Annotated in this window: 24 protein-coding genes, 1 tRNA gene and 1 pseudogene; 14 read left to right on the top strand and 12 right to left on the bottom strand. The window is 40.0% G+C overall.

What is annotated here, in order from left to right; genetic code table 11:
* Positions 1 to 192: 192 nt before the first annotated feature.
* The 4 genes from mutS to GWK51_RS00425 all read left to right on the top strand — a co-directional run bounded on the left by mutS (position 193) and on the right by GWK51_RS00425 (position 5,258).
* Positions 193 to 2,829 carry a DNA mismatch repair protein MutS gene (mutS, locus tag GWK51_RS00440; protein WP_161932258.1) on the top strand — a complete coding sequence of 879 codons (2,637 nt, stop codon included), beginning with the start codon at positions 193 to 195 and terminating at the stop codon, positions 2,827 to 2,829.
* A gap of 462 nt (positions 2,830 to 3,291) precedes the next feature.
* Positions 3,292 to 3,615 carry a ferredoxin FdxA gene (gene fdxA, locus GWK51_RS00435; RefSeq protein ID WP_004938070.1) on the top strand — a complete coding sequence of 108 codons (324 nt, stop codon included), beginning with the start codon at positions 3,292 to 3,294 and terminating at the stop codon, positions 3,613 to 3,615.
* 134 nt (positions 3,616 to 3,749) lie between these two features.
* Positions 3,750 to 4,466, top strand: a complete 717-nt coding sequence (locus GWK51_RS00430; protein ID WP_100242966.1) for a D-Ala-D-Ala carboxypeptidase family metallohydrolase — start codon at positions 3,750 to 3,752, stop codon at positions 4,464 to 4,466.
* Between the two features lie 126 nt (positions 4,467 to 4,592).
* Complete coding sequence (locus GWK51_RS00425) at positions 4,593 to 5,258, top strand: O-methyltransferase (protein WP_161932257.1); 666 nt, start codon at positions 4,593 to 4,595, stop codon at positions 5,256 to 5,258.
* A gap of 128 nt (positions 5,259 to 5,386) precedes the next feature.
* Here the strand turns inward: GWK51_RS00425 and GWK51_RS00420 are convergent, their stop codons facing one another.
* The 8 genes from GWK51_RS00420 to GWK51_RS00385 form a co-directional block, all read right to left on the bottom strand.
* Positions 5,387 to 6,229, bottom strand: coding sequence for a universal stress protein (locus GWK51_RS00420; RefSeq protein WP_161932256.1), 843 nt, complete (start codon positions 6,227 to 6,229; stop codon positions 5,387 to 5,389).
* A 122-nt stretch (positions 6,230 to 6,351) separates the two neighbouring features.
* On the bottom strand, positions 6,352 to 6,969 hold the full coding sequence (locus GWK51_RS00415) for an acyltransferase (protein WP_100242969.1): 618 nt from the start codon (positions 6,967 to 6,969) through the stop codon (positions 6,352 to 6,354).
* The gene (locus tag GWK51_RS00410; protein ID WP_161932255.1) at positions 6,962 to 7,558 is read right to left on the bottom strand and encodes an IMPACT family protein; all 597 of its coding nucleotides are present in this window, start codon (positions 7,556 to 7,558) and stop codon (positions 6,962 to 6,964) included. Before GWK51_RS00410 ends, GWK51_RS00415 begins: the two co-directional genes overlap by 8 nt.
* 126 nt (positions 7,559 to 7,684) lie before the next feature.
* Positions 7,685 to 8,431, bottom strand: coding sequence for an LPS export ABC transporter ATP-binding protein (gene lptB / locus GWK51_RS00405; protein ID WP_100242971.1), 747 nt, complete (start codon positions 8,429 to 8,431; stop codon positions 7,685 to 7,687).
* Positions 8,431 to 8,997: a lipopolysaccharide transport periplasmic protein LptA gene (gene lptA, locus GWK51_RS00400; protein WP_161932254.1), complete on the bottom strand. Its 567-nt coding sequence runs from the start codon at positions 8,995 to 8,997 to the stop codon at positions 8,431 to 8,433. Before lptA ends, lptB begins: the two co-directional genes overlap by 1 nt.
* Complete coding sequence (gene lptC / locus GWK51_RS00395) at positions 8,981 to 9,535, bottom strand: LPS export ABC transporter periplasmic protein LptC (RefSeq protein ID WP_100242973.1); 555 nt, start codon at positions 9,533 to 9,535, stop codon at positions 8,981 to 8,983. The genes lptA and lptC overlap by 17 nt, the downstream gene beginning before the upstream one ends.
* Positions 9,536 to 9,579: 44 nt before the next feature.
* Positions 9,580 to 10,119, bottom strand: coding sequence for a KdsC family phosphatase (locus GWK51_RS00390; protein ID WP_161932253.1), 540 nt, complete (start codon positions 10,117 to 10,119; stop codon positions 9,580 to 9,582).
* 3 nt (positions 10,120 to 10,122) lie between these two features.
* Entirely contained in the window at positions 10,123 to 11,100 is a 978-nt protein-coding gene (locus GWK51_RS00385) for a KpsF/GutQ family sugar-phosphate isomerase (protein WP_142770022.1), read from the bottom strand.
* A gap of 255 nt (positions 11,101 to 11,355) precedes the next feature.
* Between GWK51_RS00385 and cysS the strand changes: the two genes are divergently transcribed.
* Both cysS and GWK51_RS00375 read left to right on the top strand, forming a co-directional pair.
* The gene (gene cysS, locus GWK51_RS00380; RefSeq protein WP_161932252.1) at positions 11,356 to 12,777 is read left to right on the top strand and encodes a cysteine--tRNA ligase; all 1,422 of its coding nucleotides are present in this window, start codon (positions 11,356 to 11,358) and stop codon (positions 12,775 to 12,777) included.
* A 65-nt stretch (positions 12,778 to 12,842) separates the two neighbouring features.
* Positions 12,843 to 12,918, top strand: a tRNA-Gly gene (locus GWK51_RS00375).
* A 424-nt stretch (positions 12,919 to 13,342) separates the two neighbouring features.
* On the opposite strand, the gene GWK51_RS00370 is transcribed toward GWK51_RS00375, so the two are convergent.
* Entirely contained in the window at positions 13,343 to 13,552 is a 210-nt protein-coding gene (locus GWK51_RS00370) for a helix-turn-helix domain-containing protein (RefSeq protein WP_161932251.1), read from the bottom strand.
* A 115-nt stretch (positions 13,553 to 13,667) separates the two neighbouring features.
* On the opposite strand from GWK51_RS00370, the gene GWK51_RS00365 reads away from it, so the two are divergent.
* The 3 genes from GWK51_RS00365 to GWK51_RS00355 are packed head-to-tail and all read left to right on the top strand — an operon-like array spanning position 13,668 to position 15,331.
* On the top strand, positions 13,668 to 13,877 hold the full coding sequence (locus GWK51_RS00365) for a hypothetical protein (RefSeq protein WP_161932250.1): 210 nt from the start codon (positions 13,668 to 13,670) through the stop codon (positions 13,875 to 13,877).
* A 19-nt stretch (positions 13,878 to 13,896) separates the two neighbouring features.
* Positions 13,897 to 15,081, top strand: coding sequence for an Arm DNA-binding domain-containing protein (locus GWK51_RS00360; RefSeq protein ID WP_161932249.1), 1,185 nt, complete (start codon positions 13,897 to 13,899; stop codon positions 15,079 to 15,081).
* Positions 15,071 to 15,331 carry a hypothetical protein gene (locus GWK51_RS00355; RefSeq protein WP_161932248.1) on the top strand — a complete coding sequence of 87 codons (261 nt, stop codon included), beginning with the start codon at positions 15,071 to 15,073 and terminating at the stop codon, positions 15,329 to 15,331. Before GWK51_RS00360 ends, GWK51_RS00355 begins: the two co-directional genes overlap by 11 nt.
* Positions 15,332 to 15,594: 263 nt before the next feature.
* Here the strand turns inward: GWK51_RS00355 and GWK51_RS00350 are convergent.
* Both GWK51_RS00350 and GWK51_RS00345 read right to left on the bottom strand, forming a co-directional pair.
* Positions 15,595 to 16,930: pseudogene (locus tag GWK51_RS00350) on the bottom strand (ISNCY family transposase).
* A 190-nt stretch (positions 16,931 to 17,120) separates the two neighbouring features.
* Positions 17,121 to 17,582 (bottom strand): Lrp/AsnC family transcriptional regulator, encoded by a 462-nt coding sequence (locus GWK51_RS00345; protein WP_161932247.1) that lies wholly within the window; start codon positions 17,580 to 17,582, stop codon positions 17,121 to 17,123.
* 109 nt (positions 17,583 to 17,691) lie between these two features.
* Here GWK51_RS00345 and rarD point away from each other — a divergent pair, with 109 nt between their 5' ends.
* Positions 17,692 to 18,591 carry an EamA family transporter RarD gene (gene rarD, locus GWK51_RS00340; protein WP_161932246.1) on the top strand — a complete coding sequence of 300 codons (900 nt, stop codon included), beginning with the start codon at positions 17,692 to 17,694 and terminating at the stop codon, positions 18,589 to 18,591.
* Between the two features lie 68 nt (positions 18,592 to 18,659).
* On the opposite strand, the gene gcvA is transcribed toward rarD, so the two are convergent.
* Entirely contained in the window at positions 18,660 to 19,577 is a 918-nt protein-coding gene (gene gcvA / locus GWK51_RS00335) for a transcriptional regulator GcvA (RefSeq protein ID WP_161932761.1), read from the bottom strand.
* Between the two features lie 143 nt (positions 19,578 to 19,720).
* Between gcvA and GWK51_RS00330 the strand changes: the two genes are divergently transcribed.
* Genes GWK51_RS00330 through GWK51_RS00315 form a run of 4 tightly spaced genes read left to right on the top strand, consistent with a single transcriptional unit; the run spans position 19,721 to position 23,045 of the window.
* Positions 19,721 to 20,221: a DUF2938 domain-containing protein gene (locus GWK51_RS00330; RefSeq protein ID WP_161932245.1), complete on the top strand. Its 501-nt coding sequence runs from the start codon at positions 19,721 to 19,723 to the stop codon at positions 20,219 to 20,221.
* A gap of 10 nt (positions 20,222 to 20,231) precedes the next feature.
* Positions 20,232 to 20,918: a cupin domain-containing protein gene (locus GWK51_RS00325; protein ID WP_161932244.1), complete on the top strand. Its 687-nt coding sequence runs from the start codon at positions 20,232 to 20,234 to the stop codon at positions 20,916 to 20,918.
* On the top strand, positions 20,911 to 22,023 hold the full coding sequence (locus tag GWK51_RS00320) for an FAD-dependent oxidoreductase (RefSeq protein WP_161932243.1): 1,113 nt from the start codon (positions 20,911 to 20,913) through the stop codon (positions 22,021 to 22,023). The genes GWK51_RS00325 and GWK51_RS00320 overlap by 8 nt, the downstream gene beginning before the upstream one ends.
* Positions 22,020 to 23,045 (top strand): alcohol dehydrogenase catalytic domain-containing protein, encoded by a 1,026-nt coding sequence (locus GWK51_RS00315; protein ID WP_161932242.1) that lies wholly within the window; start codon positions 22,020 to 22,022, stop codon positions 23,043 to 23,045. Before GWK51_RS00320 ends, GWK51_RS00315 begins: the two co-directional genes overlap by 4 nt.
* Positions 23,046 to 23,062 lie beyond the last annotated feature (17 nt).

Here is a 23,062-nt window from a genome sequence, read left to right as displayed (position 1 = left end):
GAATTTGTTACCATACCGTGTCTGAGTTATTAAGTTTACTCCCGCACTCCTTTAAAATGATTATGCCTTAAACAAGTTATACTAAAAGGTATACTTATTATTGGATTAGATCGGGTAATTCAGAATAAGTAGGATCTGGTTGGATAATCAGAATTATTTTACAAATTATTGAAACTTAAGGATTTCATATACATGAGCTTGCAAGACATCATAGCCAATATTGATTCACACACCCCTATGATGCAGCAGTATTTAAAAGTCAAAATGCAGCATCCTCATGCCTTAATGTTTTATCGTATGGGCGATTTCTACGAATTATTTTTCGATGATGCTCATAAAGCAGCCAAACTGCTGGGTATTACACTCACCCATCGTGGCAAAACCAATGGCAACCCCATCCCGATGGCAGGCGTACCTTTTCATGCCGCAGAAGGTTACCTTGCGCGTTTAGTCAAAAAAGGCGAAACCGTTGTAATTTGCGAACAAGTCGGCGAAGTCACAGGCAAAGGACCTGTAGATCGTCAGGTGGTTCGTATTCTCACCCCGGGTACGCTCACAGATGATGCTTTGCTGAATAGCCATCAATCTTCAAATTTGGTAGCACTGTGCCTACAACAGAACCAAATTGGTATTGCCCTACTGGATTTGAGTGCTGGTATTTTCAAAGTACAACAGCAAGATTTCAAACTGGAACAACTCAGCATTGAATTGGCACGTCTGATGCCAAGTGAAATTCTGGTCGATGAGGATATTGTTGATCCGAATATTTTAGAGCAAGTCAAAAAACAGCTCGACTGCCCAGTGACCAAGCGCCCAAATGTAGATTTTAATTTAAATAATGCGCAAAAAACCTTGTGTGATCAGCTCGGTGTTTCAACTCTTTCAGGTTTTGGCATCGATCATTTACCGTTGGCAAAAGCTGCGGCAGCCGCATTGATTCATTATGCCAAAGAGACGCAAAAAACCGCTTTGCCGCACATTCGTAGCATTCAACTCGAACAAAGCGGTGACTTTATTGCACTTGATCCCGTCACACGTCGTAACCTCGAAATTGTCGAGCCATTGTTTGAACATGGCACCTCATTATTTCAACTGATCAATGACTGTCAAACTGCTATGGGCGGGCGCTTACTCAGTCGTACTCTGATGCAACCACTGCGTGATACCGCCTTACTCGATGCGCGTCTGGATGCCATTCATGCTTTTATTAAAGGCTACCATGAGTCTCCGATTCGCTTAGTCCTCAAAGAAATTGGCGATATTGAGCGAGTTTTAAGCCGTGTCGCTTTAGGTAGTGCTCGTCCGCGTGACTTGGTGCAACTCCGCCATGCTAGTGCTCAACTCCCGTTCTTGCGCCATGCAATCAATCCCATCGTTGCCAACCAAGAATCTCAATTGGTTCAGCAATTAAATGATGAACTGGGAGATTTTCATGGTTTGCATCAACGCTTACTCGCAGCCATTGTCGAAAACCCACCTGTACTGTTGCGTGATGGTAATGTCATTGCGGAAGGTTTTGACAGTGAGCTAGATGAATTACGTAAAATCCGTGATCATGCAGGACAATTCCTGATTGATCTGGAAATTAAGGAACGCGAAGAGTCTGGTATTTCAACCTTAAAAATCGGCTACAACCGTGTCAGTGGTTATTATATTGAACTTACCCGTGCTCAAGCAGAACAGGCGCCTGCACATTACATCCGCCGTCAAACCTTAAAAAATGCGGAACGCTATATCACCCCAGAACTAAAAAGTTTTGAAGATAAAGTACTTTCGAGTGAATCTCGTGCATTAGCGCGCGAAAAAATGCTGTTTGAAATGCTCTTGGATGAGCTACGCCAAGAGATTGCAGCTTTACAAATGATGAGTGCTGCGATTGCACAGATCGATTTACTCAGCAACTTTGCCCATCAAGCGCGTTTAAGAAACTGGACTCGACCTGAATTTAGCCCTGAAACGGGTATCAAAATTATCGCGGGCCGCCATCCTGTGGTGGAGGCTTTGAGTAAAACTGCCTTTACCCCAAATGATACCCATCTGGATTATGCACATCGTATGGCAATTATCACGGGTCCAAATATGGGCGGTAAATCGACCTTTATGCGTCAAACAGCCCTGATTAGCCTGCTCGCTTACTGTGGTAGCTTTGTCCCTGCACAGTCCGCTGTACTAGGTCCAATTGATCGTATTTTCACGCGTATTGGTTCTGCCGATGACTTATCGACAGGCAAATCGACCTTTATGGTGGAAATGACCGAAACCTCGCAAATTCTGCATCATGCAACCAATCAATCATTAGTACTGATGGATGAAGTTGGTCGTGGTACCAGTACGTATGATGGTTTGTCTCTGGCTTGGGCCTGCGTTTTAGACCTGACCAAACGTGTAAAATGTTTGTGCCTGTTTGCAACCCATTATTTTGAACTTACCGAACTCAGTAAAGAGTCGGGTATTTACAATTACCATGTGAGTGCCAAAGAGCTAAATGGTAATTTAATTCTACTGCATAAGGTACAACAAGGTCCTGCCAGCCAAAGTCATGGTTTACAAGTTGCAAAATTGGCAGGTATTCCAGCCAATGTTATTAAAGAAGCGCAAAACCGCTTGAAGATTTTGGAACGTCAACAGCAGCAACATGTAAATATCGCGGTACAGCGTGATTTGTTTGCCCCTGCTGCGCCTGTTGAACCCGACATTATTGAACGCGTGGTTGAAGTAGAGAAAGTCTCTCCTGCGCTGGAAATTTTAAAAGAGCTGGATGTCGATAACCTCACGCCACGCGAAGCTTTACAACATTTGTATATGTTAAAAGAACAGCTAGAAAATTAAGCCCTTCACCATAGATTGGTTCAACTGAACCAATCTATGGTTTCATCAGCTTAAGCCACAAATCATGCAACTAAAAATCTAAATCTCTGACCATATCTTTGTGATACCTAAGTACAGCATCGTCATTTAAATACTTTGGACTAATTTATAGACAAAAAAATTAAAATATAGTCCTATAAACATACACTTAATTTATTTATTGATATGTTTTAATTTCCACCACCCAAAAGAAACACCAAACCAGATAAAACCCTAAACACTTGTTTTATATAAAATAAAAATAAAATCCATCATACAGATCTGAACTCAAACATTGAATTATTGCTATTAATTATCATTTACTTAAATGTATTTCATGCATTTAAATAACAAATATCAATAAAAGGAATTGTTAGTTGCCCCTTTTTTTGCCTAAAATACTGCATGAGTAAATAAAACCATATTATTTAGGTAGCTGTCGCCATGACCTTTGTTGTCACTGAAAACTGTATTAAATGTAAATATCAAGATTGCGTAGAAGTTTGCCCTGTTGACTGTTTCTACGAAGGTCCTAACTTCTTGGTGATTAATCCAGACGAATGTATTGACTGTGCACTATGTGAACCAGAATGCCCAGCAAATGCAATTTTCTCTGAAGATGAACTTCCAGAGGGTCAAGAAGTATTTATCGAACTAAATGCTGAACTTGCACAAAAATGGCCAAACATCACTCAAATTGGTGACCAGCCTGCAGACCGCGAAGAATGGAATGGCAAAGCTGACAAGTTACAATACTTGGAAAAATAAGCCATACAAAAGATCAGCAATTGCTGATCTTTTTTTATACCAAAAGCACACATTTGATTGCAAAATTTCCTAATTTACATCCCCCTTTTCGATTAAAATAAGCACCTATATTTCTAAGCATTTGATTTTCATACATGAAGCATTTTTTCAAGGGTGTGCTCACATTGAGTATGATCCCTTTGGTTATGATCGGATGTAGTTCATCTCCTCATAAATCTGGGCAAGGCACACCTCATGGAAAACGGATTTTCATTCCTCAAGAACGTGTCATTATTGAAAGACCAATACCTCCCAAAATCATTCCCTATACCTACAACAGCTGGGTCGCAGCCAGTGATAACTTACGCCGTGTTCGTGAATATGAGGTTTTCCTAGAAAAGAATAATGTCGGTAATATTATTCCGAGCTTCGAATTGTTACGTACCGCAAGAGACTGGCAAAAATGTGGTCGCTCACAATACATGATTCCAACCCGTGAATTATGGGCAAACCAAGTGCCGACCTTAAGAGTGTTCAAATATTTGGTGGCAGCAAAAGTCCTCACCGACTTTGAAGTTACGTCGGTGTATCGTGATTTAACACTTAACCAATGTGCAGGTGGAGCAAGCTCTTCGCGTCACTTGTTTAATTCAGCCATCGACTTCCGTATTGGACCTGAATATCCACAACCTGAAGATTATGCTTTTATTGAAAATACCAAGTTCAAACTGTGTCAATTCTGGGAACAACACGGTCAAAGCCTAAATATGGGCTTAGGCTTATATGCTTCAGGTCAAATTCATATTGATACTCAAGGCTATCGCACTTGGGGACCTGACTTAAGTCGTTATTCATCCATGTGTAATTACTAGAACATTATTAAATCACAGAGGTCTTCGTACCTCTGTTTTTTATTTTGGTTATTAATCTTCAGAGAGAATTGCACTCTGTCTGGAAAAGTTTAAAATGCTCTGATTCGAAATTTAGGCGCTAAGATTATGCAAGAAATGTGGTCTGAGATTGATAATTTTATCGATACACATTTAATTCCTGAAGACCCAATCCTGTTACAAACCCTTGAAAATACTGCTCAAAAGGGTTTTCCTGACCACCTCGCTGTTGCGCCAAATCAAGGCATGCTGTTACAAATGCTGATTCAGATGAATGGCTGTAAACGTGTACTGGAGCTTGGAACCTTTGCAGCGTATAGCACCATGTGGTTAGCGCGCGCACTCCCTGAAGATGGCTATATTCTTACAATTGAAGGGCGTGATACACATGCGGCTTTAGGACAAGAGAATATTGACCGCGCCAAATTACCGCAAACCATTGAGTTGAAAGTAGGCCGTGCAGCAGATGTGCTTAAAGCTCTACCTGTAGACTTTGAGCCTTTCGATTTCATTTTTATTGATGCGGATAAACAAAGCTATCCTGAATATCTTGAGCTGAGCCTAGATCTGTCGCATTCTGGTACAGTGATTGTGCTAGACAATGTGATTCGTGCGGGTGATATCATTAATCCTGACAATCACAAGCCAAGTATCGAAGGCATACGTGAAATGTTTGCGCGCTTACAAAACCATACACGCTTATTATCATGTACTGCGCTACAAACTGTAGGGAGTAAAGGGCATGATGGTTTTGCGATTGCAATCGTAAAATAACAAAGAAAGGACAAAAAACAATCTATTGTATTTTTATTTTAAAATACAATTATTTACAGAGCTTGTCCATATAGTTATCCACATATAATGCGGATAACTATATCGCTCACTGCTCACACTTCAATTGTTTATTTAGCAACCAAGAGTGGTACTGTAGAATTCCTGAATATGGTGGTGGTAATACTTCCCAAAAAGAACTGGTGAATTTTACTGTGGCTAAATGCCCCCATGACCACTAATTTAATATCATGTTCTCGCTGATATTCCAAGATGTTTTCTGAAACATCGCCATAACGGTATTCCACCACCACATCTAGACCCGCATCACGCAAGAACTGCGAAGGCTCATTCAAGATTTCAGGATGATCTCCCACATACAGCAAATGACATTGTAATAGGCGCAGCAAATCACTTTGTGCAATGCGTTGCATCATCTTGACGCAGGTTGGTGAATATTCATAGGCAAAAATAAAACGCGTTGGTGGAACAAAGTTCTCTCCCACCGTCAGTACCGTACTACTCACCCCACGAATAAAGTTTTCAACATTGCCACCTATTGGTTTATTACGTTCCGCTGAGCGCTCCCCGACCCGCCCAATCACCGCAATATCATCTTCTTTCAGCACATGGAAGCTTTGTTCTAAAAAGTCCCCTTTTTCCTGAATATGGGTCGCTTCTAAGCCATATTTGTCTTTGACCATTTCAGAAATGTGATTGAGTAAGTTGTTGCTATAGTCCAAAGCCAATTGGCTTTGTTTTTGTTCAAGCTCTGCCAGCTCTTTAAGCAGCATGGCATTGCTTTCAAAACCAATAACCCCGCTAATTTCACCCAAATGATAGCTGGCTGGATAGTAATCTAGCACTTGTAATAACACGAGTTCGCGTTGTGTTTGTTTTGCAATCCAAGCTGCTGCTTCTGCGACAGCATTGATGCAGGGAGAAGAATCTATACACGCTATTACCCGTTTCATTGTTCGCCTCTCAATTAGTCTCTTGTGACTATAGGTCTAGTTGTTGACTCTAAACTTAGCACATCTATACAAGAGTTGGCAGCTTTTCTGTAACCGAGAGTGATGAAAAATATACAATTATTCTATTCACGGTAACGAATAAAACGGGCTGGATTACCTGCCACGATTTCTTTTTCACCGACATCTTTGGTGACCATGCTCTGCATTCCAACAATGGCATGATCACCAATTTTCACACCATCCTTGATGCCCACGTGTGCACCCAGCCAAACATCACGTCCAATTTCGATGCCTTGTGACCGAACTGGCTGCTGATAAATGGGTTGATCAAGCTGCATACCATGATCAAATGCATACAGATGGCTATAGGCAGCAATACGCACTTGATCATGCAATTTAATCCCCACACGTCCACCATCCAAAATACAGTGATGATTAATGGCGACCTCATTGCCAATATCTAGTGGCCCATGCAGGGTGCAATCCGCAGCAATAAAACAGTTATCGCCTATGCGTATCGTACGACCACGTTCTGCAAAAATATGCGCGAGTGGCGAGATAAAGCAGTTCTTCCCTATCTCAACCGTTTCCATCTCACGTAAATACTGCTGATATTCGTTTTGCCACTGTTCTGCCCACGCACGATGTTTCGGCTTTAAGCTCCAATACAACCAAGGCATATAGTTGAGTCGGTGTTTATGTTGCTCACGATATTTCAGCAATGGATCTGGCTCAGTCATGCTGTTCTTCCACTAGCTTAAGTTGCTCACGTCCGCGCGTGACATCACGAATTTTAGCTGTCAATTCTGGAATTTGATGGACTTGTAATTGCAATTCGACATCAACACCATCCGCAGTATATTGTTCTTGGAATTCGATGCCCTGCTGCTGCATTTCATATTGAAAAATAGACCACTCTGAAAATTGGCAATTAAAATGTGCCATTTTCTTTTCTATCAATTCAATTTTTTCAGCCAAAAGTAGACATTGCCCTGCACTGCCTCCATAGGCACGCACCAAGCCGCCTGTACCCAGTTTGACCCCGCCATACCAGCGATTCACCAATACCAGCACATTGGTCAGCTCATTGCCTTCTATAGTGGCTAGAATGGGACGCCCCGCTGTGCCTGAGGGTTCACCATCATCATTAAATCGAACCTGATGTCCAATTTTCCAAGCCCAGCATTGATGCGTCGTCGTGAAGTCTTTATTTTCTTCCAGAAATGCCTTAACTGCTTCTTCATTTTCAACAGGCACTGCGATGGCTTGAAAACGACTTTTCTTAATTTCTTCTTCGTAACTGACTTGAGCTGCAATAGTGAACGGCATATGTAAAGATAACCAACAGGAATAGCACAATAGTAACGTGTTTCAATTCTTAAACTAAACACGAGTTAATAAAAAAACCCCCATTTCTATGGAGGTTTTCTCTTAAAGATTATTCAGCGTTTAAGCTTAAACCATGAAATCTTCGCCTAAGTAGACCTGACGAACGGTTTCATTTTCTAAAATTTCTTGTGGTGTGCCTTCTGCAATCACGGAACCTTCACTCACAATATAAGCGCGTTCACAAATTGCTAAAGTCTCTCGCACGTTGTGATCGGTAATAAGTACACCAATACCGCGATCTTTAAGCGTACGAATAATATCTTTAATATCATTCACCGAAATTGGATCGACCCCCGCAAAAGGTTCATCCAGCAACATAAATTTAGGGTCGGCCGCTAAAGCACGGGCAATTTCAGCACGACGGCGCTCACCACCTGACACACTCATCCCTAATGAATCTTTAATATGGGTAATTTTGAAATCCGCCAATAATTCAGCTAAACGCTTTTGGCGTTGTTGCTTATCTAAATCTTTACGGGTTTCTAAAATCGCCATGATATTTTCAGAAATGGTAAGTTTTCTAAAAATAGAGGCTTCTTGCGGTAAGTATCCAATGCCCTTACGCGCGCGCTCATGCATAGCAAGGTCTGACATATCCAAATCATCCAGATGGATTTCACCTTTGTCCATACGCACCAGTCCAACCACCATATAGAAGCTGGTGGTTTTACCCGCACCGTTTGGACCAAGCAAACCGACAATCTGTCCGCTTTGCATACTAAATGAAACATCTTTCACTACCCAGCGCTTACTGTAGTTCTTCGCAAGGTGCTTAATACAAAGGGTTTGTGTCGCAGTCTCAACCTGATCCATTAATCACGCGCTCCTGGGAAGGATTTAGTACTTGAAGGTGGAATCACAATTTGCACACGACCAGATGATGAACCTGTGCTGTTTGGCGTACCTGTCGCTTCAATATCACCCTTGTTCATGCTGTATTTTAAGGTGTTACCACGAATACTGGCGCCATCTTGCTCTAACAACGCACCGCCAGACATGGTAATAATGCCTGTTTCCGCATTATAGATAATTTTTTGTGCTTGCCCTTTGGCTAAGCCTTTATTGGCATCTAGCTGCTGTTGGAAACGTGCTGGCGAACCCGATGCAGTAATTGAACTGATCTGTTTTTTCTGGTTTAGATTGGCAACAATCGATGCTGCCTGTAAACGCATGGTGCCCTGTTCAATAATCACATTACCCGAGTATGTGGTTACACCTGTTTTTTCATTAAAGGTCGCACGGTCAGCCACCAAAGAAATCGGCTGATTACGATCCGATGGAATTGCAAAAGCAGAAGATGCAGCAATGATCCCAAAACTTAGAACAACTGCTTTTTTAAGGAAAGCTTTGTAAGCTTGAAACTTAAGATTTTGGTTCATACTTTCCTCGAATATTAAAAAATTCGTATTGACCATCATTTAAATTGGCTTTCAGTCCCTGACTCACAAACTCAGCTTGTGGAGATTGTACGGTCACTTGACGGTTTGTTTCTATTACGCGGTTTTCAGGATATGCAGTCAGCTCATCTGTCAAAAACTGCATTTTCCCTTGTCCCTGATCGAGCAACTTGGTTGCTACAACTTGCTGAGATAACACGACTTTTTTGTTATCCTCATAGCCATTGGCTTGTTTAGCAAAGAATGTTGCATCTACAGCACCATTTTTATACAGAGAGGCAGTCAAGTTTTCGAGTTTGGACGTTTGCTTCTGCATGTCTTGTTCTAGTCGGTCCACTTGAGCACGAACATAGAGATTGCCCGCATCATCAGTTTGGGTTAGATTAATTTTTTCTGCGGAGTAGGTCATACTCCGTGCAGACTCAATTTCTAATTTATTTCCCTTACCACTGTAATAGTAATAACCACCACTTACAGCAGCAATTGCAATCGCTGTGATATATAAAACTTTAGTATCCATAAGTGTGGTTCTTCACTAAAAACAATTATGTACGTATATAAACATTAATGCGGGATTGTAATAAATTTTTCAAGTAGCTCTTGGTAAGTCCCTTTCGCCATCAGCAGCATGTCGCAGATTTCACGAACTGCTCCACGACCACCCATTGCTTGAGTGACCAAGTCTGCACGGCGACGAACTTCTACATGACCATTGGGCACTGTCACTTTCATGCCTGCAATGGCAAAAGCCGAAAGATCAGGCCAGTCATCACCCATGTAGAGACAATCTTCAGAGGAAATATTGAGTTGTGCACAAGCTTCACGTAAAGCCACGCCTTTATCTTCGCGACCTTGGAATACCAAGTCCACACCCAAATCTGACATACGTTTTTCAACGATATTGCTTTTACGACCTGTAATAATAATGACTTTGATGCCAGACTTTTGCACCAACTTCATGCCTAAACCATCACGAATATCAAAGGATTTAATTTCATCCCCTGTATTGGTCAAAGTCACAAAACCATCACTTAAAATACCATCGACATCTAACACTAGCGCTTGAATATGACGTGCTTGCTCTAATAAAACATAAGATGCCATGGATTAGTTTACCCCTGCTTGAATTAAGTCATGCATGCTGATGACACCAATAACTTTATTGGCAGCATCAACCACTACAAATTGGTTAATTTTTTTATCGCGTAATTGTTCTAAGGCTTGCACAGCACGTGCTTCCTGCGAAATCGTCGCTGGATGTTGAATCATCACTTCTGAAACAGGCAAATTCACATCGAACCCTTGCTGTTTATCAATTAAACGGCGTAAATCACCATCGGTAAAAATACCCAATAGACGGTCTTCTGCATCTACAACCGTGGTTAGGCCCAAACGCTTATTGGAGATTTCATACAACACTTTATTCATTGGTGTTTCAGGTGCTACTTTTGGCAGTTCTGCACCTGTGTGCATTAAGTGTTTTACATGTAATAACAAGCGTTTACCCAACGCACCTGCTGGGTGTGAACGCGCAAAATCATCTGCGGTGAAACCGCGCGCTTCTAACAAAGCCACGGCTAGAGCATCACCCAATGCCAAAGTTGCAGTAGTACTTGAGGTAGGTGCAAGACCCAATGGACATGCTTCTTGAATATTACCTAGCGTCAACGCGACATCGGCATTTTGTGGCATTGGACCCGTACCATCACCACTAATCGTGATTAAAGGGACTTCCAAATGCTTGATTAATGGCATCAACATCATAATTTCATCACTCTTGCCCGAGTTTGAAATTGCAATGAGTACGTCACCACGTACCAACATTCCTAAATCACCATGCCCCGCTTCACCAGGATGCATGAAAAATGAAGGTGTGCCTGTAGAAGCAAAAGTCGCTGCCATTTTACGACCAATATGTCCTGACTTCCCCATACCTGTAACCACCAAGCGCCCTTTGCACTGCAAGATAATTTCACAGGCACGGCTAAAACGCTCATCAATTTGAGTCGCTAATACCCCTAAAGCTTGTTCTTCAATGCGCAAAGTTTCTAATGCGGCTTTCTGAAAATCGATTGGATTCGGCATGGTTTGTAGATTCAACGTTGGCAACCTTAAACTCAATAAGAGTTGATTTTAGGGAATTTCATCATTATAGAAATAATGACTTACCCCAGTCTCAAGCAAAAAATAATTTTCGCAATTTTATCATATCTATGCAAATGCATCGTTTCTAAATGTATAACTTTTCACTTGCTTATAAAAATAACGTATAAAACTTTGTGAATCATGGACCTTACGTTATGATGAGAAATCTTTTTGTTATCGCAATATGTAAGCCCTATGCAACCTTTTGTTCTTTACAATTCAGAGCAACGTAAAAAAGTAGAATTCGTACCGCGTAAAGAAGGTCATATCGATATGTATGTCTGCGGCATGACTGTGTACGACTACTGTCATATTGGACATGCGCGCGTCATGGTTGCATTTGACTACATTATTCGTTTTTTACGTAGTCAGGGCTGGAACGTGAAATACGTTCGCAACATTACCGACATTGACGACAAAATTATTAAACGTGCCAATGAAAATGGCGAAAGCATTACAGCGCTGACTGACCGCTTTATTCAGGCGATGAATGAAGATGCAGAGAATTTAGGCTGTTTACACCCAGATGAAGCGCCACGTGCGACAGAATATATTGACCAAATGCAAAGCATGATTGGTGACTTGGTTGATAAAGGCACCGCCTACCCAGCAAGCAATGGTGACGTGTATTTCCAAGTGGAAAAATTTGCCAAATATGGTCGTCTTTCGGGTCGTAAACTTGAAGATATGCAAGCAGGCGCATCTGAACGTGTTGATGTAGAAGTTGAGAAAAAACATCCGTTTGACTTTGTACTCTGGAAACATGCCAAAGAAAATGAACCTGCATGGGCTTCACCTTGGGGCAATGGTCGTCCAGGCTGGCATATTGAATGTTCAGCCATGTCAACCTGCTGCTTAGGTAATCATTTTGACATTCACGGTGGCGGTTCAGACTTGATGTTCCCTCACCATGAAAATGAAATTGCACAAAGTGAAGCATCTACAGGCGAACAATATGTGAATTATTGGATGCACGTGGGCTTTATTAATGTAGATGGCGAGAAAATGTCGAAGTCTTTGGGCAATTTCTTCACCATTCGCGATGTAATGGATAAATTCCACCCAGAAGTGATCCGTTACTTCATTGTGTCTTCACACTACCGTAGCCCAGTAAACTTCTCTGATGTAGCACTCAAAGAAGCGAAAACAACGTTAAGCCGTTTCTACCATTCATTTAAAGCTTATCAACAAGTTTATGACACCCATGTAGTTGAACAGTTGGATGACGCTTTGGTTGAACGTTTTAATGCGGCAATGCGTGATGACTTTAATACGGCTGAAGCAATTGCAGTATTGTTTGAAATTAACAAAGAACTGAATCGTGCGGTAAAAGACGAAAATGCTGAACAAGCGGCTGTCTACTACGCGACTCTACGCCACCTCACCAATATTCTTGGTTTGGTACAACATGACGTGGAAGAGTTTTTAAAATCGGATATCGGACAAGAAGCTTTAGGCTTATCTGAAGCTGAAATTGAAGATTTAATCCAGCAACGTCAAGATGCGAAAAAAGCCAAAGATTTTGCAAAAGCTGATGGTATTCGTCAGTCACTATTGGATCAAGGTGTGGTTTTAGAAGATACACGTCAAGGTACCGTTTGGCGTCGTGCCGATTAATTCAGCAGTTGTGCTGTTAGAGAGTTGACAGTGTAATTAAACTCTCTATAATGCACATCCATATTGCGGGAATAGCTCAGTTGGTAGAGCACAACCTTGCCAAGGTTGGGGTCGCGAGTTCGAGTCTCGTTTCCCGCTCCAGAATTTGAAAGGCGCTTATCGAAAGATAAGCGCCTTTTCTTATTGTATTTTATAAAGTTTTATCTTCATCGATTTTTCTTGTCCCTTCACTATCATCAACCCCATTTCCCCCTCAGAAGAAATGGTGACCAAGAAGTGACCATGATTTTTAAGAACAGGGTTATGCCAGCTGAGATTGATTCATAAATCACATATTTCTGTAATTACACGTTTAAAACAAAAAATATTGCTATTTAAAATTACTGCCACAAAGTCATCTACCTTCATTCTTAAACTCTAATTAAGTCACACATCGAACTATATTTTTTTCGAGTAAATATGGACGCTAAAAAGATATAGATGACATTATCCTTATAACGGCACTTTTAAATTCTTGTCCAAAACTTTCAATACAGAATAATTTGGTAAATTAAGACCAAAAGTTTCAATCTTTATCTTTTTCAAAAATGAATAAATCTCCAACCTGAATATCAAGATAAGCACAAATACGATCAATTGTGTCTAAATCAATTCTTGTGAGCTCTTCATTATAAAGCTTATGCAAAGTTGTTTTATTAATTCCTGTACCTCTGATCAAATCAGCCACTCGCATTTTTCTTTCAGCTAACAAGACTGGAAGTTTACAAACAATCACAATAATTTCCTCACATCCAATGAATATTTAATTGCATTGAATTAAATTTAAGATTATTTTAAGTACAAGGATGAATTTTTACCTACATCCGATGAATTATGATAGGAATACAATTATGACATATACATATATGACTGCCCAACAATTGGCAGAAAAAATTCATTACGATGCGCGAACTATTCGTAATCAATTAAAAGACAGTATCTTTATCGAAGGTATTCACTACATTCGGCCATTTGGTGGACGCAAAATTCTTTTCGTATGGGAAAGAATCGAAGAAGAAATGCTTAAGCTCTCAGGTTTAAACCTAAATCCATTGCAATGATTTATCAGGAGATAAACTTATGGCTAACATTCAAGAGCGATATGGCAAGTTGGTTGTCGACTTTAGATATAAGGGTAAACGCTGTAGAGAAACAACAAATCTTGAAGCTAATGCCTCTAACCGCAGAATTCTTAAGAAACGTCTAGAACAAATGGAAGCTGAAATCACTTTAGGAACCTTTGACTATGCAAAGTATTTCCCTAAAAGTAAGCTAGCTCTAGAATTTAAACAAAATACTGAGCCAATGGTGCACAAATTAAATTCATCTGCACCAAGCTTTAGTCATTTTTCATCTGTCTGGTATCAAGAAAGACAAATTGAATGGAGAAAGTCCTATCAAGGTAAAGTTCGAATTGTTTTAAACAACTATTTAGTCCCAGCATTTGGAACTAAGCGTATAGACCAAATTAGAAAGTCAGACTTGCTTGCCTTCCGTGCCTCCCTCGCCAAAGTGAATTACGGATCAAAGCAAACAAGTCTGAAAGCATCGCGAATTAATCAAATCATGACGCCCTTACGCATGATACTAAATGATGCCGCTGAACGGTATGAATTTGTTTCACCTTATAAGAATATTAAGAATCTCAAAGAAACTAGGATTGATGTTGCTCCTTTTACTCTGAATGAGGTGAATACTATTCTTTCCACCGTCCGAGATGACTTTAAGCCTTACTATTGTGTTCGTTTTTACACAGGTTTGAGAACCAGTGAAATTGATGGTTTGCGTTGGCACAACATTGACTTCAAAAGACGAGAAATCCATATTCGAGAAGCATTGGTTAATGGTGAGCTAGGTGCGACAAAAACGTATGGTTCAGATCGAACAATTCAAATGAGTGAACCCGTTTATCACGCATTGTTACAACAGCAGAGTCGGAATCAAAAGAATTCTGAATTTGTATTTTTTAATCGCGAGGGTGGTCCCTTAGATTATCGGCTTGTCAGCAAACGTGTCTGGCATCCCCTGTTGCATATTTTAGGTTTAAAACCTCGACGTGCTTATCAAACTCGCCATACTGCGGCTACGCTCTGGCTCGCTGCTGGAGAAAATCCTGAATGGATTGCAAGACAACTTGGTCACTCTACAACTGAAATGTTGTTCCGTGTTTATAGTCGTTATATTCCAAATATTACGCGTCAGGATGGAAGTGCATTTGAAGTTATGCTTGCTAAGCTTCATCAGGAGATGAGTTATGAAGACTAAAGCTTTTTTTGGTGGAGTACTAGTAAGCCCAGAAGCTGATGATATTGCCAGAAAGCTGATACAAGAGTTCGCTATTCCTAAATTATATAACTTGGCATTCCTTCTACAAATTAATAAATGCTTTGATGATCATCAGACTCTAAGGCTCTGGGTTCAAAAACTATCTGATGAACAAGGACAACTAGATCTAGAGGACTTATACACTTTGGCTCGCCGGCAATTGATCAGTCGGTTGAATCAAAATTTATAGGGTACTAAAGTTAGTTTGAAAATTAAAAGAGCCCTTTAAGGCTCTTAAACTCAACATGTCTAAAACTTTCCTACGATCTGATATCCACTTCGAATGATGACAAACCTATTCAAAAATCAGCTGAATTATAATAAAGTCAGTTGATTTTTGAATTTCTCCTCAATAGAGGAATTTATAAATATTTAGGACTTACAGTTGTTGTTGTTGNTTGTTATTCCCCAATTAAAATGTCTATGCGATAAACCATTTAAAATGTCCTGTTTTTAATTACAACAGTCAAGAACAGGATTTAAATTTCTTTGTTCAATCACAGCTTTCTGAGCTTTACGACTTGGCATACTTTTCTTGGCACGAGTACGTTTATTCTGTTTTTCCAACTCTTCATGTTGTTGCTGAATATGGGCCAGAACTGAGCCTAATCTTTTATTCTCAACCACTTCATTCTGCTGTAATCCAGACAACTTGTTAAAAATACTGTAGTTGATCTTCTGTCCTTCATGCATGATTGCCACAGTACCATCTGGATATTCCATGAAAGTAATGTATTGCCCAACGAGCTTATGATTCAGCGCTGTTGGCTCAAGCAGATAAATACATTTGTCATAAGTAATGGTCAAACTCCTCGTGACCTTACGCGGTTCCTGCCAGGTAAACACATCATCCAGCTCAGCATCAGACTCTATTAAGGGACGATGCAAATCCTTTGAGTTTCTCGCACACTTGGCGAACTTCTGGTTAAACTGCTCAATAAAGCAAGGTAACCATGCATTTGCTTCCGCAATCGAACTGATGCCTTCCAGACGCATTTCCTTAATCAAACGGTCTTGTAGTGTTCTATTCGCTCGTTCCACACGCCCTTTGGCCTGTGGTGAGTTGGCATAGATAATATCAATGTTTAACTCGCTGAGAATTCGTCCAAATTGCGTGATCTGGCTGTCCTGACTGGATTTCTGGTTCACTCTGAATACCGAATGTTTGTCACTATAAAAGGCCAGTGGCTTGCCATATTGCTCAATGTAGGCTCTGGTCGAAAGCATATAGTCAAAGGTGGTTTCAGCCTCACAAAAGCGCAGATGCAGCAGCTTTCCAGTGGCATCATCAATATAGACCAGCAAGCAGCATTTGGCAGCTCGACCTTCAAACCAGTCATGATATGAGCCATCGATCTGGATCAATTCACCGAAGCAATCACGGTTATATCTAGGCTGATATGGACGTTTCAGGCGTTTGGATCGCGGAATCCAGAGTTCATTGGCTGTCATCCAGCGTCGAACCGTTTCTACAGGAATATTCAGACCGAATATGCTGCTGAGCTTCTCATGAGCCAAGGTTGGACCAAAGCCCAGCAGATGTTCAGAAATAATGGAAAGGCATTCAGACTTTACGGCTTCATCATGACGATGATGACCAGGTTGGCCACGACTGGCATGTGTCAGGCCTGAAACACCGTCTTGCTTTAGCTTCTGCAATAACNCGGGTAATTTGACGGGTTGAAAGATTCAGAATTTCAGCAGCACGGACTTGTGTAATACGTTGATCTCGAACATCTTGCAGGACTGCAAGACGTTGTATTTCCTTGTCAGACATAGTGATCAGCATCTCAAGTTTTATCCAGTCCATGATGTTGATGTGCATCATAGACCAGACATTTTTATTGGTGAGAATATAGACACTTTAAATGGGTTCTAACANTTGTTATTTCGTATAATAGAGATTATGTTAAATTGAGTAAATGATACTGTAGCCTACACAACTCGTTTGCTACTACACTTCAACATCTCAAGAAAATTTAAATTATATCGGGCACATTTAAAGATACTTTTACCCGATCTAATACAACCGTTGTTTTAAACCATTCTACATTTGAATTGTTATGAAATAGTTCATCACAAATCTCTTGGAAGCGTTTCATACTTGGTACTAATAAAACAAGCATGAAATCCGCTTCACCTGTGACGTAATAACACTGCTGTATCTCTGACCTAGAGAAACTTTCTTTTATTGCTTCAAGATCTGTAATATGAGTTTTATTAAGCCTAACTTCGACAATAACAGTAATCACTTGATTCAGCTTATCTGGATCAAGAACAGCAACATTCTTAACGATATAACCGTTTTCACGTAATTTCTGAATACGTCTTTGTATTGAAGCAGTCGATAAGTGCACGGCTTCAGCTAATTCACGTAATGGAATTAAACAATCTCTTTGAAGCAATTTTAGCAATAAAAAATCAAATTTATCTAGAACCATATTAGTTTTTGCTGTGAGAAATTTTCTCGTTAAGGATAAAAAATTAGAGCCTTATTATCAATTATTCTGAAATAAAATATCGTTTAAATGATTCAACAAGTTCAAACCCATGCATACTCAATCTAATACGGCTCTTGGTATTACCTTTAATGTTATCGCCTCTTTATTATTTGGGTTAATGTTTGCATATACCTCTCTACTCCATTCATTACAGGGAAGTGAAATCTATGGTTGGCGTATATTACTTACATTCCCATGCCTGACGATTTTCATTATTCTTCAAGGAAATTGGTCACAAGTTATCAGTATTTATAGACGTTTATACAATGAGCGCTATTTCTTTTTTACTCGGGTTATATCTTCATTTTTAATTGGAATACAACTTTGGTTGTTCATGTGGGCACCCAGTAATGGTTATGGGCTGGATGTATCTTTGGGCTATTTTATGATGCCTATTGCCATGGTGATTCTAGGTCGAATTGCATTTAAAGATAAAATGTCACGATTACAAAAGTTGTCCTGTATCTTTGCAATACTGGGCATTATTAACATGCTGGTTCTGTCACAAACGTTGACATGGCCAACTTTACTGATTTGTTTAGGTTATCCCATTTATTTTTGGTTAAGACAAAAAACAAATACCAACAATATTGGTGGTGTTTGGTTTGATATGATCTTCAGCCTGCCGATAAGTATTTTTTTTATCCTTCAAGGTGGAGTCTTATCCGGAGAATTTGGCCCTCTATTTGACATACTTTGGTTGGTTTTAGGCTTAGGACTCATCAGTGCATTGGCATTAGGTTTCCAGTCGCTATCAGCTCCGCATCTTAATCTTAGTCTTTTTGGTCTTCTTGTATATGTTGAACCAGTATTGTTACTGACCATTTCTATATTACTTGGAGAAACAATTAAGTCAGCAGAATGGCCAACTTATATTGCGATTTGGTTCGCGGTGTGTGCCCTCATGCTTGAAGGCATTATCAACTTAAAGAAAAAGCATATTGCTTAATTATCAGAACTGATGGATTTCAATTCAAAAGGTAAAGGTGTTCTTTTAACTTAAAATGCCTAATCAAATTATTTAGCTTTTGCTTCCTGTTTAAGCCAATCTCTAAATGCACTTAATTTGGCAAGTGATTGGCTTTCCTCACGATATACAACATAGTATGCAAGCACAGAAGCACATTGTAATTCAGGATAAAGCCGAATTAAACGTCCTGTCTTTAAATCATCATGAGTCATCACACTACGTGCGAGTGCGACTCCTTGACCATCAATTGCAGCTTGTAAAACAGCAGCAGAATTATTAATTTTTAATCCGCGCTTTGTATTTTCTTTTGTAATTTTATTGCAATGCAGCCATTTATCCCAAGTTGCAAAATCAACGTGTTGCTCCATTGATAGATCATGGATAAGCGGAAGTTCCAAAAGCTGAATTGGACTTTGTAATTTATCATGGTGTTCTCGATAAAATGTTGGAGAACACACGGGAAATACTTCTTCATCCATTAACTTTTCAGCAACTAGTCCAGTCCAAATACCCAGACCATATCTAACGCCAATATCAATTCCATTCTCAATAAAATCTACCGTCTTCAGATTGGTATCTAAGCGAACATCAGTATCTGGATATAGTTCTTGAAATTTATCAATTCTCGGTAACAACCATTTGGCAGCAAAAGCAGGACTCACCGTTACAGTTAAAATTCCAGAAGTTCCTCCTTGCTTTAATTTATCAAATCCTTGCTTTAATTTATCAAATCCAGCACGGATATCAGTTAAAGCTAATTCAGCTTGTTCTGTTGGTATAAGGCGTGTGTTACCACTGATCTGCCGATGAAACAGTGAAAAACCCAAATACTCTTCTAGAGTGCGAACGAGCTGCCCCACCGCAGCAGGAGTGACATTTAGCTCTTTGGATGCAGCAGAAAAACTTTTATGTCGTGCACTCGCTTCAAATGCTCTCAAAGCATTTAGATGTATTGGTGAATTCATAGCGATAAAGATTTTCTTTCTATTCAAGATATTTTATCTGATTTGCTCAAACTTAAAAATCCTTCAACACTATGGTCATTCTTCAAATCATCAAAGTTGACCAAATTATTTTGGCATGTCGAGCGTACCGAGAAAGTTACAAAATGTCCGAAACTTTATACGTTATTTGTAAAATCATCCTCATTGGTATTGGTGCAACAGCAATTCTTGACTTATGGGCTATTCTCATCAATCAATTATTCAAGACACCTATCACCAATTGGGCTATGGTTGGTCGTTGGATTGGTTATATACCTTCAGGAAAATGGATTCACAAGAACCTTGGTAAAACCCCACCGCTCTCGCATGAGTTGGCATTAGGTTGGCTTGCACACTATCTCATTGGTATTAGCTATATCGTCATTCTTGTACTTTATGAAGGGGATATATGGCTCTCACAACCCACGATAACTTCACCACTACTCATTTCATGGTTCCTATTAATAGCTCCTTTTTTCATCATGATGCCAGGTATGGGTGTAGGTATTGCTGGTTCAAACACCCCTAACCCCAAAAAAACAAGACTAATGAGTATTGTTGGACATACCGTCTTTGGTCTGGGTATTTACATCAGTGCAGTTGTTTTAAATATATTAATGAGTTGAGAAAAAAATTATGTTCATTCATGCAGATTTCTCAAAAAGTGTTTTCATCACACCGGAAGATTACCATTGGATTTATTCCCCCAATGGAGAAGTAAAACGAGTCATGTTTGATCGTATTGGTACAGAGCAAGCCCGTGCAACAAGCCTTGTAAAATTTGATAAGAACTCTCAATTTCCTGCACATCAGCATCCGCTAGGTGAAGAGGTTCTTGTGCTATCAGGTATATTTACAGAAAATGATACAAATCATTTTCCAGCTGGATGGTATTTAAGAAACCCTCATAATTCTCATCATCATGTTTCAAGCAAAGATGGAGCCTTAATTTTTGTCAAACTGATGCAAATGTCTCAGAATGAAACTAAACAAACACGAATCAATACTAACGATCCTGCAAATTGGATGGTTATAAACCGTAAAGTAATCTGCCCGTTATTTGAATCTGAGTTCGAATATACCTATCTAGAAAGACTAAATCCTGACCAAATTTTTACCAATATGTCTGATCAAGGTATCGAGATATTCATAGTTTCAGGTCAACTCCAGCAAAGCAATCAAATCTATCCTACAGGCTCATGGATTCGCTTGCCGCCTAAACGACATGCAGATTTTCAGGTTTGTGAAAGAAATACCACGTTGTATATAAAAACTAAACATCTACTCCATGCTCAGCAAATTTGGAATATTAAAAATGATTAAGACCTCCATCATCATCATTGGCGGTGGTCTAAGTGGGCTATACGCAGCTTATTTATTAGAACAAGCAGGATTTAAAGATTATCTACTCATTGAAGCAAAAGATCACCTTGGAGGTCGAATTCAGTCAAAAGACGAGATTGATCTTGGTGCAACATGGATTTGGCCCGACCTAAACCCTGGATTAATGAAACTGGTACACAAATTAAATCTTCCATATTTCTACCAGCAATCTTCTGGGGAAATTATGTTTGAAAAACAACGTAATCAACCTGCCATACGTGTTTCTAGTAGCTCATTGGAAACACCCTCTATTCGACTGGAAGGCGGTATGGAAAGTTTAATTCTAGCTTTAACCAAAGGTATTTCAGTTGACCGAATTCTATTTAGGCATCAAGTGAAAGAAATTACCTATTTAGAAGATCGTACTTTAAGTGTGAAACTAAAAGATCATTTGGGAACAGAAACACGATTTGGGTGTAATCAACTCCTATTGGCTACTCCACCCAGATTATCTGCACACCAATTTATATTTGATCCCCCATTATCAACGACAACCTTAAAACATTGGACAAATACACCTACTTGGATGGCACCACACGCTAAATATGTTGCTGTTTATTCTGAGGCCTTCTGGAAGCAACAAGGCCTTTCAGGTCAAGCTCGAAGTTATGCAGGTCCATTGGGTGAAATTCATGATGCATCGACATTCAGTAAGCATGCTGCACTTTTCGGATTCTTCAGTATTCCTTACGCTATACGTAAAGAAATGGAAGCAACAACTTTAATGGCTCATTGTCGAGCACAACTGGTCCGCCTATTTGGTTCTTTAGCAGCGATACCTCAATCAGAATATCTCAAAGATTGGTCTGAAGATGAATGTACTGCCGTAGAGTCAGATTGGAGGGACCCCGCCCTTTTTCATGGTATTGCGCCTGAAAATACACCTAACCAATGCATTTGGCAGCATAGGATCATCGGTATCTCTAGTGAATGGTCTAAAAAATATTCAGGATATTTAGCGGGTGCTATTGATGCTGCTGAAATAGGTGTTGAACAAGTTTTAAATCCTATGAAATATAAAAAAATCAGTGAGATTGAACCATGAAAAATACATTTCAGGCGATACAAGCCAGTCAAACTGGAGAATTAGAACTAGTTGAACGTATTGTACCCACTCCAAACAAAGATGAAGTTTTAATCGCTGTCGAGGCTTGTGGAATCTGTGGAGCCGATGCCATGACGATCGAGAATCCAAATCCTGATACTTTCCCCCGTATTCCTGGTCATGAAGTGGTTGGACGTATTGTTGCGATTGGGGACCCTGATTCCGACTATTGGAAAATTGGTCAACGTGTTGGTGTAGGACGTTTAGGTGGGCATTGTAATCAATGCCCTGAATGCCGTCAGGGTCTATTTAACTTATGTAATAAGCAACCCATCATGGGCAGTACCCATGATGGTGGCTATGCAGAAATGATGATTGCAAAAGAAACTGGCCTAGTTTTAATCCCTGATGAACTGAATTCGGTAGAAGCAGCCCCCTTACTTTGTGCAGGGATCGCAACTTTTAATGCACTGAAGAAATCTGGTGCCCAAGCGGGAGATACGGTTGCAATACTCGGCATAGGTGGCTTAGGACATCTTGCGATTCAGTATGCACGAAGAATGGGATTTAGAGTAGTTGCTATAGGTCGTGGACAAGATATTGCTGAACTGATACATGCTTTAGGGGCACATATTTATATTGATACCCAATTAGAAAATGCTGTGGATCGTCTTAAGGAGTTAGGAAAAGCTCAAGTAATCTTGAGTACCATTACTAATGGAGAAATTTCATCTACACTTTTTGCAGGATTAGTACCTCAAGGAAAATTGATTGTAGTTGGGGTTGGGAAAGAACCTCTTGTAATTTCATCTCCTTTACTGGTTGGCGGGGAAAGAGCTGTGCAAGGCAGTATTACGGGTACACCTTTTGAGGTAGGTAAAGCATTGGATTTTAGTGTGCTTGCAGATGTTCGTGCCAAAACAGAAGTCTTTCCATTACATCAGGCTCAGCAAGCCTACCAAAGAATGAAAACTGGAAGTGCCCAATTCCGTGTTGTACTCACAATGACTCAAGATATTTAGTCCAACTTTTATGATAA

The sequence above is a fragment of the Acinetobacter kanungonis genome, assembly GCF_009939195.1.
Classification (GTDB): domain Bacteria; phylum Pseudomonadota; class Gammaproteobacteria; order Pseudomonadales; family Moraxellaceae; genus Acinetobacter; species Acinetobacter kanungonis.
Note: the sequence above shows the minus strand (reverse complement) of the source record. Positions and strands in the feature narration are given on the sequence as shown.

Excerpts from the sequence above, each read along its gene's own strand:
- mutS (WP_161932258.1), top strand. The coding sequence starts at position 193 with ATGAGCTTGCAAGACATCATAGCCAATATTGATTCACACACCCCTATG.
- fdxA (WP_004938070.1), top strand. The coding sequence starts at position 3,292 with ATGACCTTTGTTGTCACTGAAAACTGTATTAAATGTAAATATCAAGAT.
- GWK51_RS00430 (WP_100242966.1), top strand. The coding sequence starts at position 3,750 with ATGAAGCATTTTTTCAAGGGTGTGCTCACATTGAGTATGATCCCTTTG.
- GWK51_RS00425 (WP_161932257.1), top strand. The coding sequence starts at position 4,593 with ATGCAAGAAATGTGGTCTGAGATTGATAATTTTATCGATACACATTTA.
- GWK51_RS00420 (WP_161932256.1), bottom strand. The coding sequence starts at position 6,229 with ATGAAACGGGTAATAGCGTGTATAGATTCTTCTCCCTGCATCAATGCT.
- GWK51_RS00415 (WP_100242969.1), bottom strand. The coding sequence starts at position 6,969 with ATGACTGAGCCAGATCCATTGCTGAAATATCGTGAGCAACATAAACAC.
- GWK51_RS00410 (WP_161932255.1), bottom strand. The coding sequence starts at position 7,558 with ATGCCGTTCACTATTGCAGCTCAAGTCAGTTACGAAGAAGAAATTAAG.
- lptB (WP_100242971.1), bottom strand. The coding sequence starts at position 8,431 with ATGGATCAGGTTGAGACTGCGACACAAACCCTTTGTATTAAGCACCTT.
- lptA (WP_161932254.1), bottom strand. The coding sequence starts at position 8,997 with ATGAACCAAAATCTTAAGTTTCAAGCTTACAAAGCTTTCCTTAAAAAA.
- lptC (WP_100242973.1), bottom strand. The coding sequence starts at position 9,535 with ATGGATACTAAAGTTTTATATATCACAGCGATTGCAATTGCTGCTGTA.
- GWK51_RS00390 (WP_161932253.1), bottom strand. The coding sequence starts at position 10,119 with ATGGCATCTTATGTTTTATTAGAGCAAGCACGTCATATTCAAGCGCTA.
- GWK51_RS00385 (WP_142770022.1), bottom strand. The coding sequence starts at position 11,100 with ATGCCGAATCCAATCGATTTTCAGAAAGCCGCATTAGAAACTTTGCGC.
- cysS (WP_161932252.1), top strand. The coding sequence starts at position 11,356 with ATGCAACCTTTTGTTCTTTACAATTCAGAGCAACGTAAAAAAGTAGAA.
- GWK51_RS00365 (WP_161932250.1), top strand. The coding sequence starts at position 13,668 with ATGACATATACATATATGACTGCCCAACAATTGGCAGAAAAAATTCAT.
- GWK51_RS00360 (WP_161932249.1), top strand. The coding sequence starts at position 13,897 with ATGGCTAACATTCAAGAGCGATATGGCAAGTTGGTTGTCGACTTTAGA.
- GWK51_RS00355 (WP_161932248.1), top strand. The coding sequence starts at position 15,071 with ATGAAGACTAAAGCTTTTTTTGGTGGAGTACTAGTAAGCCCAGAAGCT.
- GWK51_RS00345 (WP_161932247.1), bottom strand. The coding sequence starts at position 17,582 with ATGGTTCTAGATAAATTTGATTTTTTATTGCTAAAATTGCTTCAAAGA.
- rarD (WP_161932246.1), top strand. The coding sequence starts at position 17,692 with ATGCATACTCAATCTAATACGGCTCTTGGTATTACCTTTAATGTTATC.
- gcvA (WP_161932761.1), bottom strand. The coding sequence starts at position 19,577 with ATGAATTCACCAATACATCTAAATGCTTTGAGAGCATTTGAAGCGAGT.
- GWK51_RS00330 (WP_161932245.1), top strand. The coding sequence starts at position 19,721 with ATGTCCGAAACTTTATACGTTATTTGTAAAATCATCCTCATTGGTATT.
- GWK51_RS00325 (WP_161932244.1), top strand. The coding sequence starts at position 20,232 with ATGTTCATTCATGCAGATTTCTCAAAAAGTGTTTTCATCACACCGGAA.
- GWK51_RS00320 (WP_161932243.1), top strand. The coding sequence starts at position 20,911 with ATGATTAAGACCTCCATCATCATCATTGGCGGTGGTCTAAGTGGGCTA.
- GWK51_RS00315 (WP_161932242.1), top strand. The coding sequence starts at position 22,020 with ATGAAAAATACATTTCAGGCGATACAAGCCAGTCAAACTGGAGAATTA.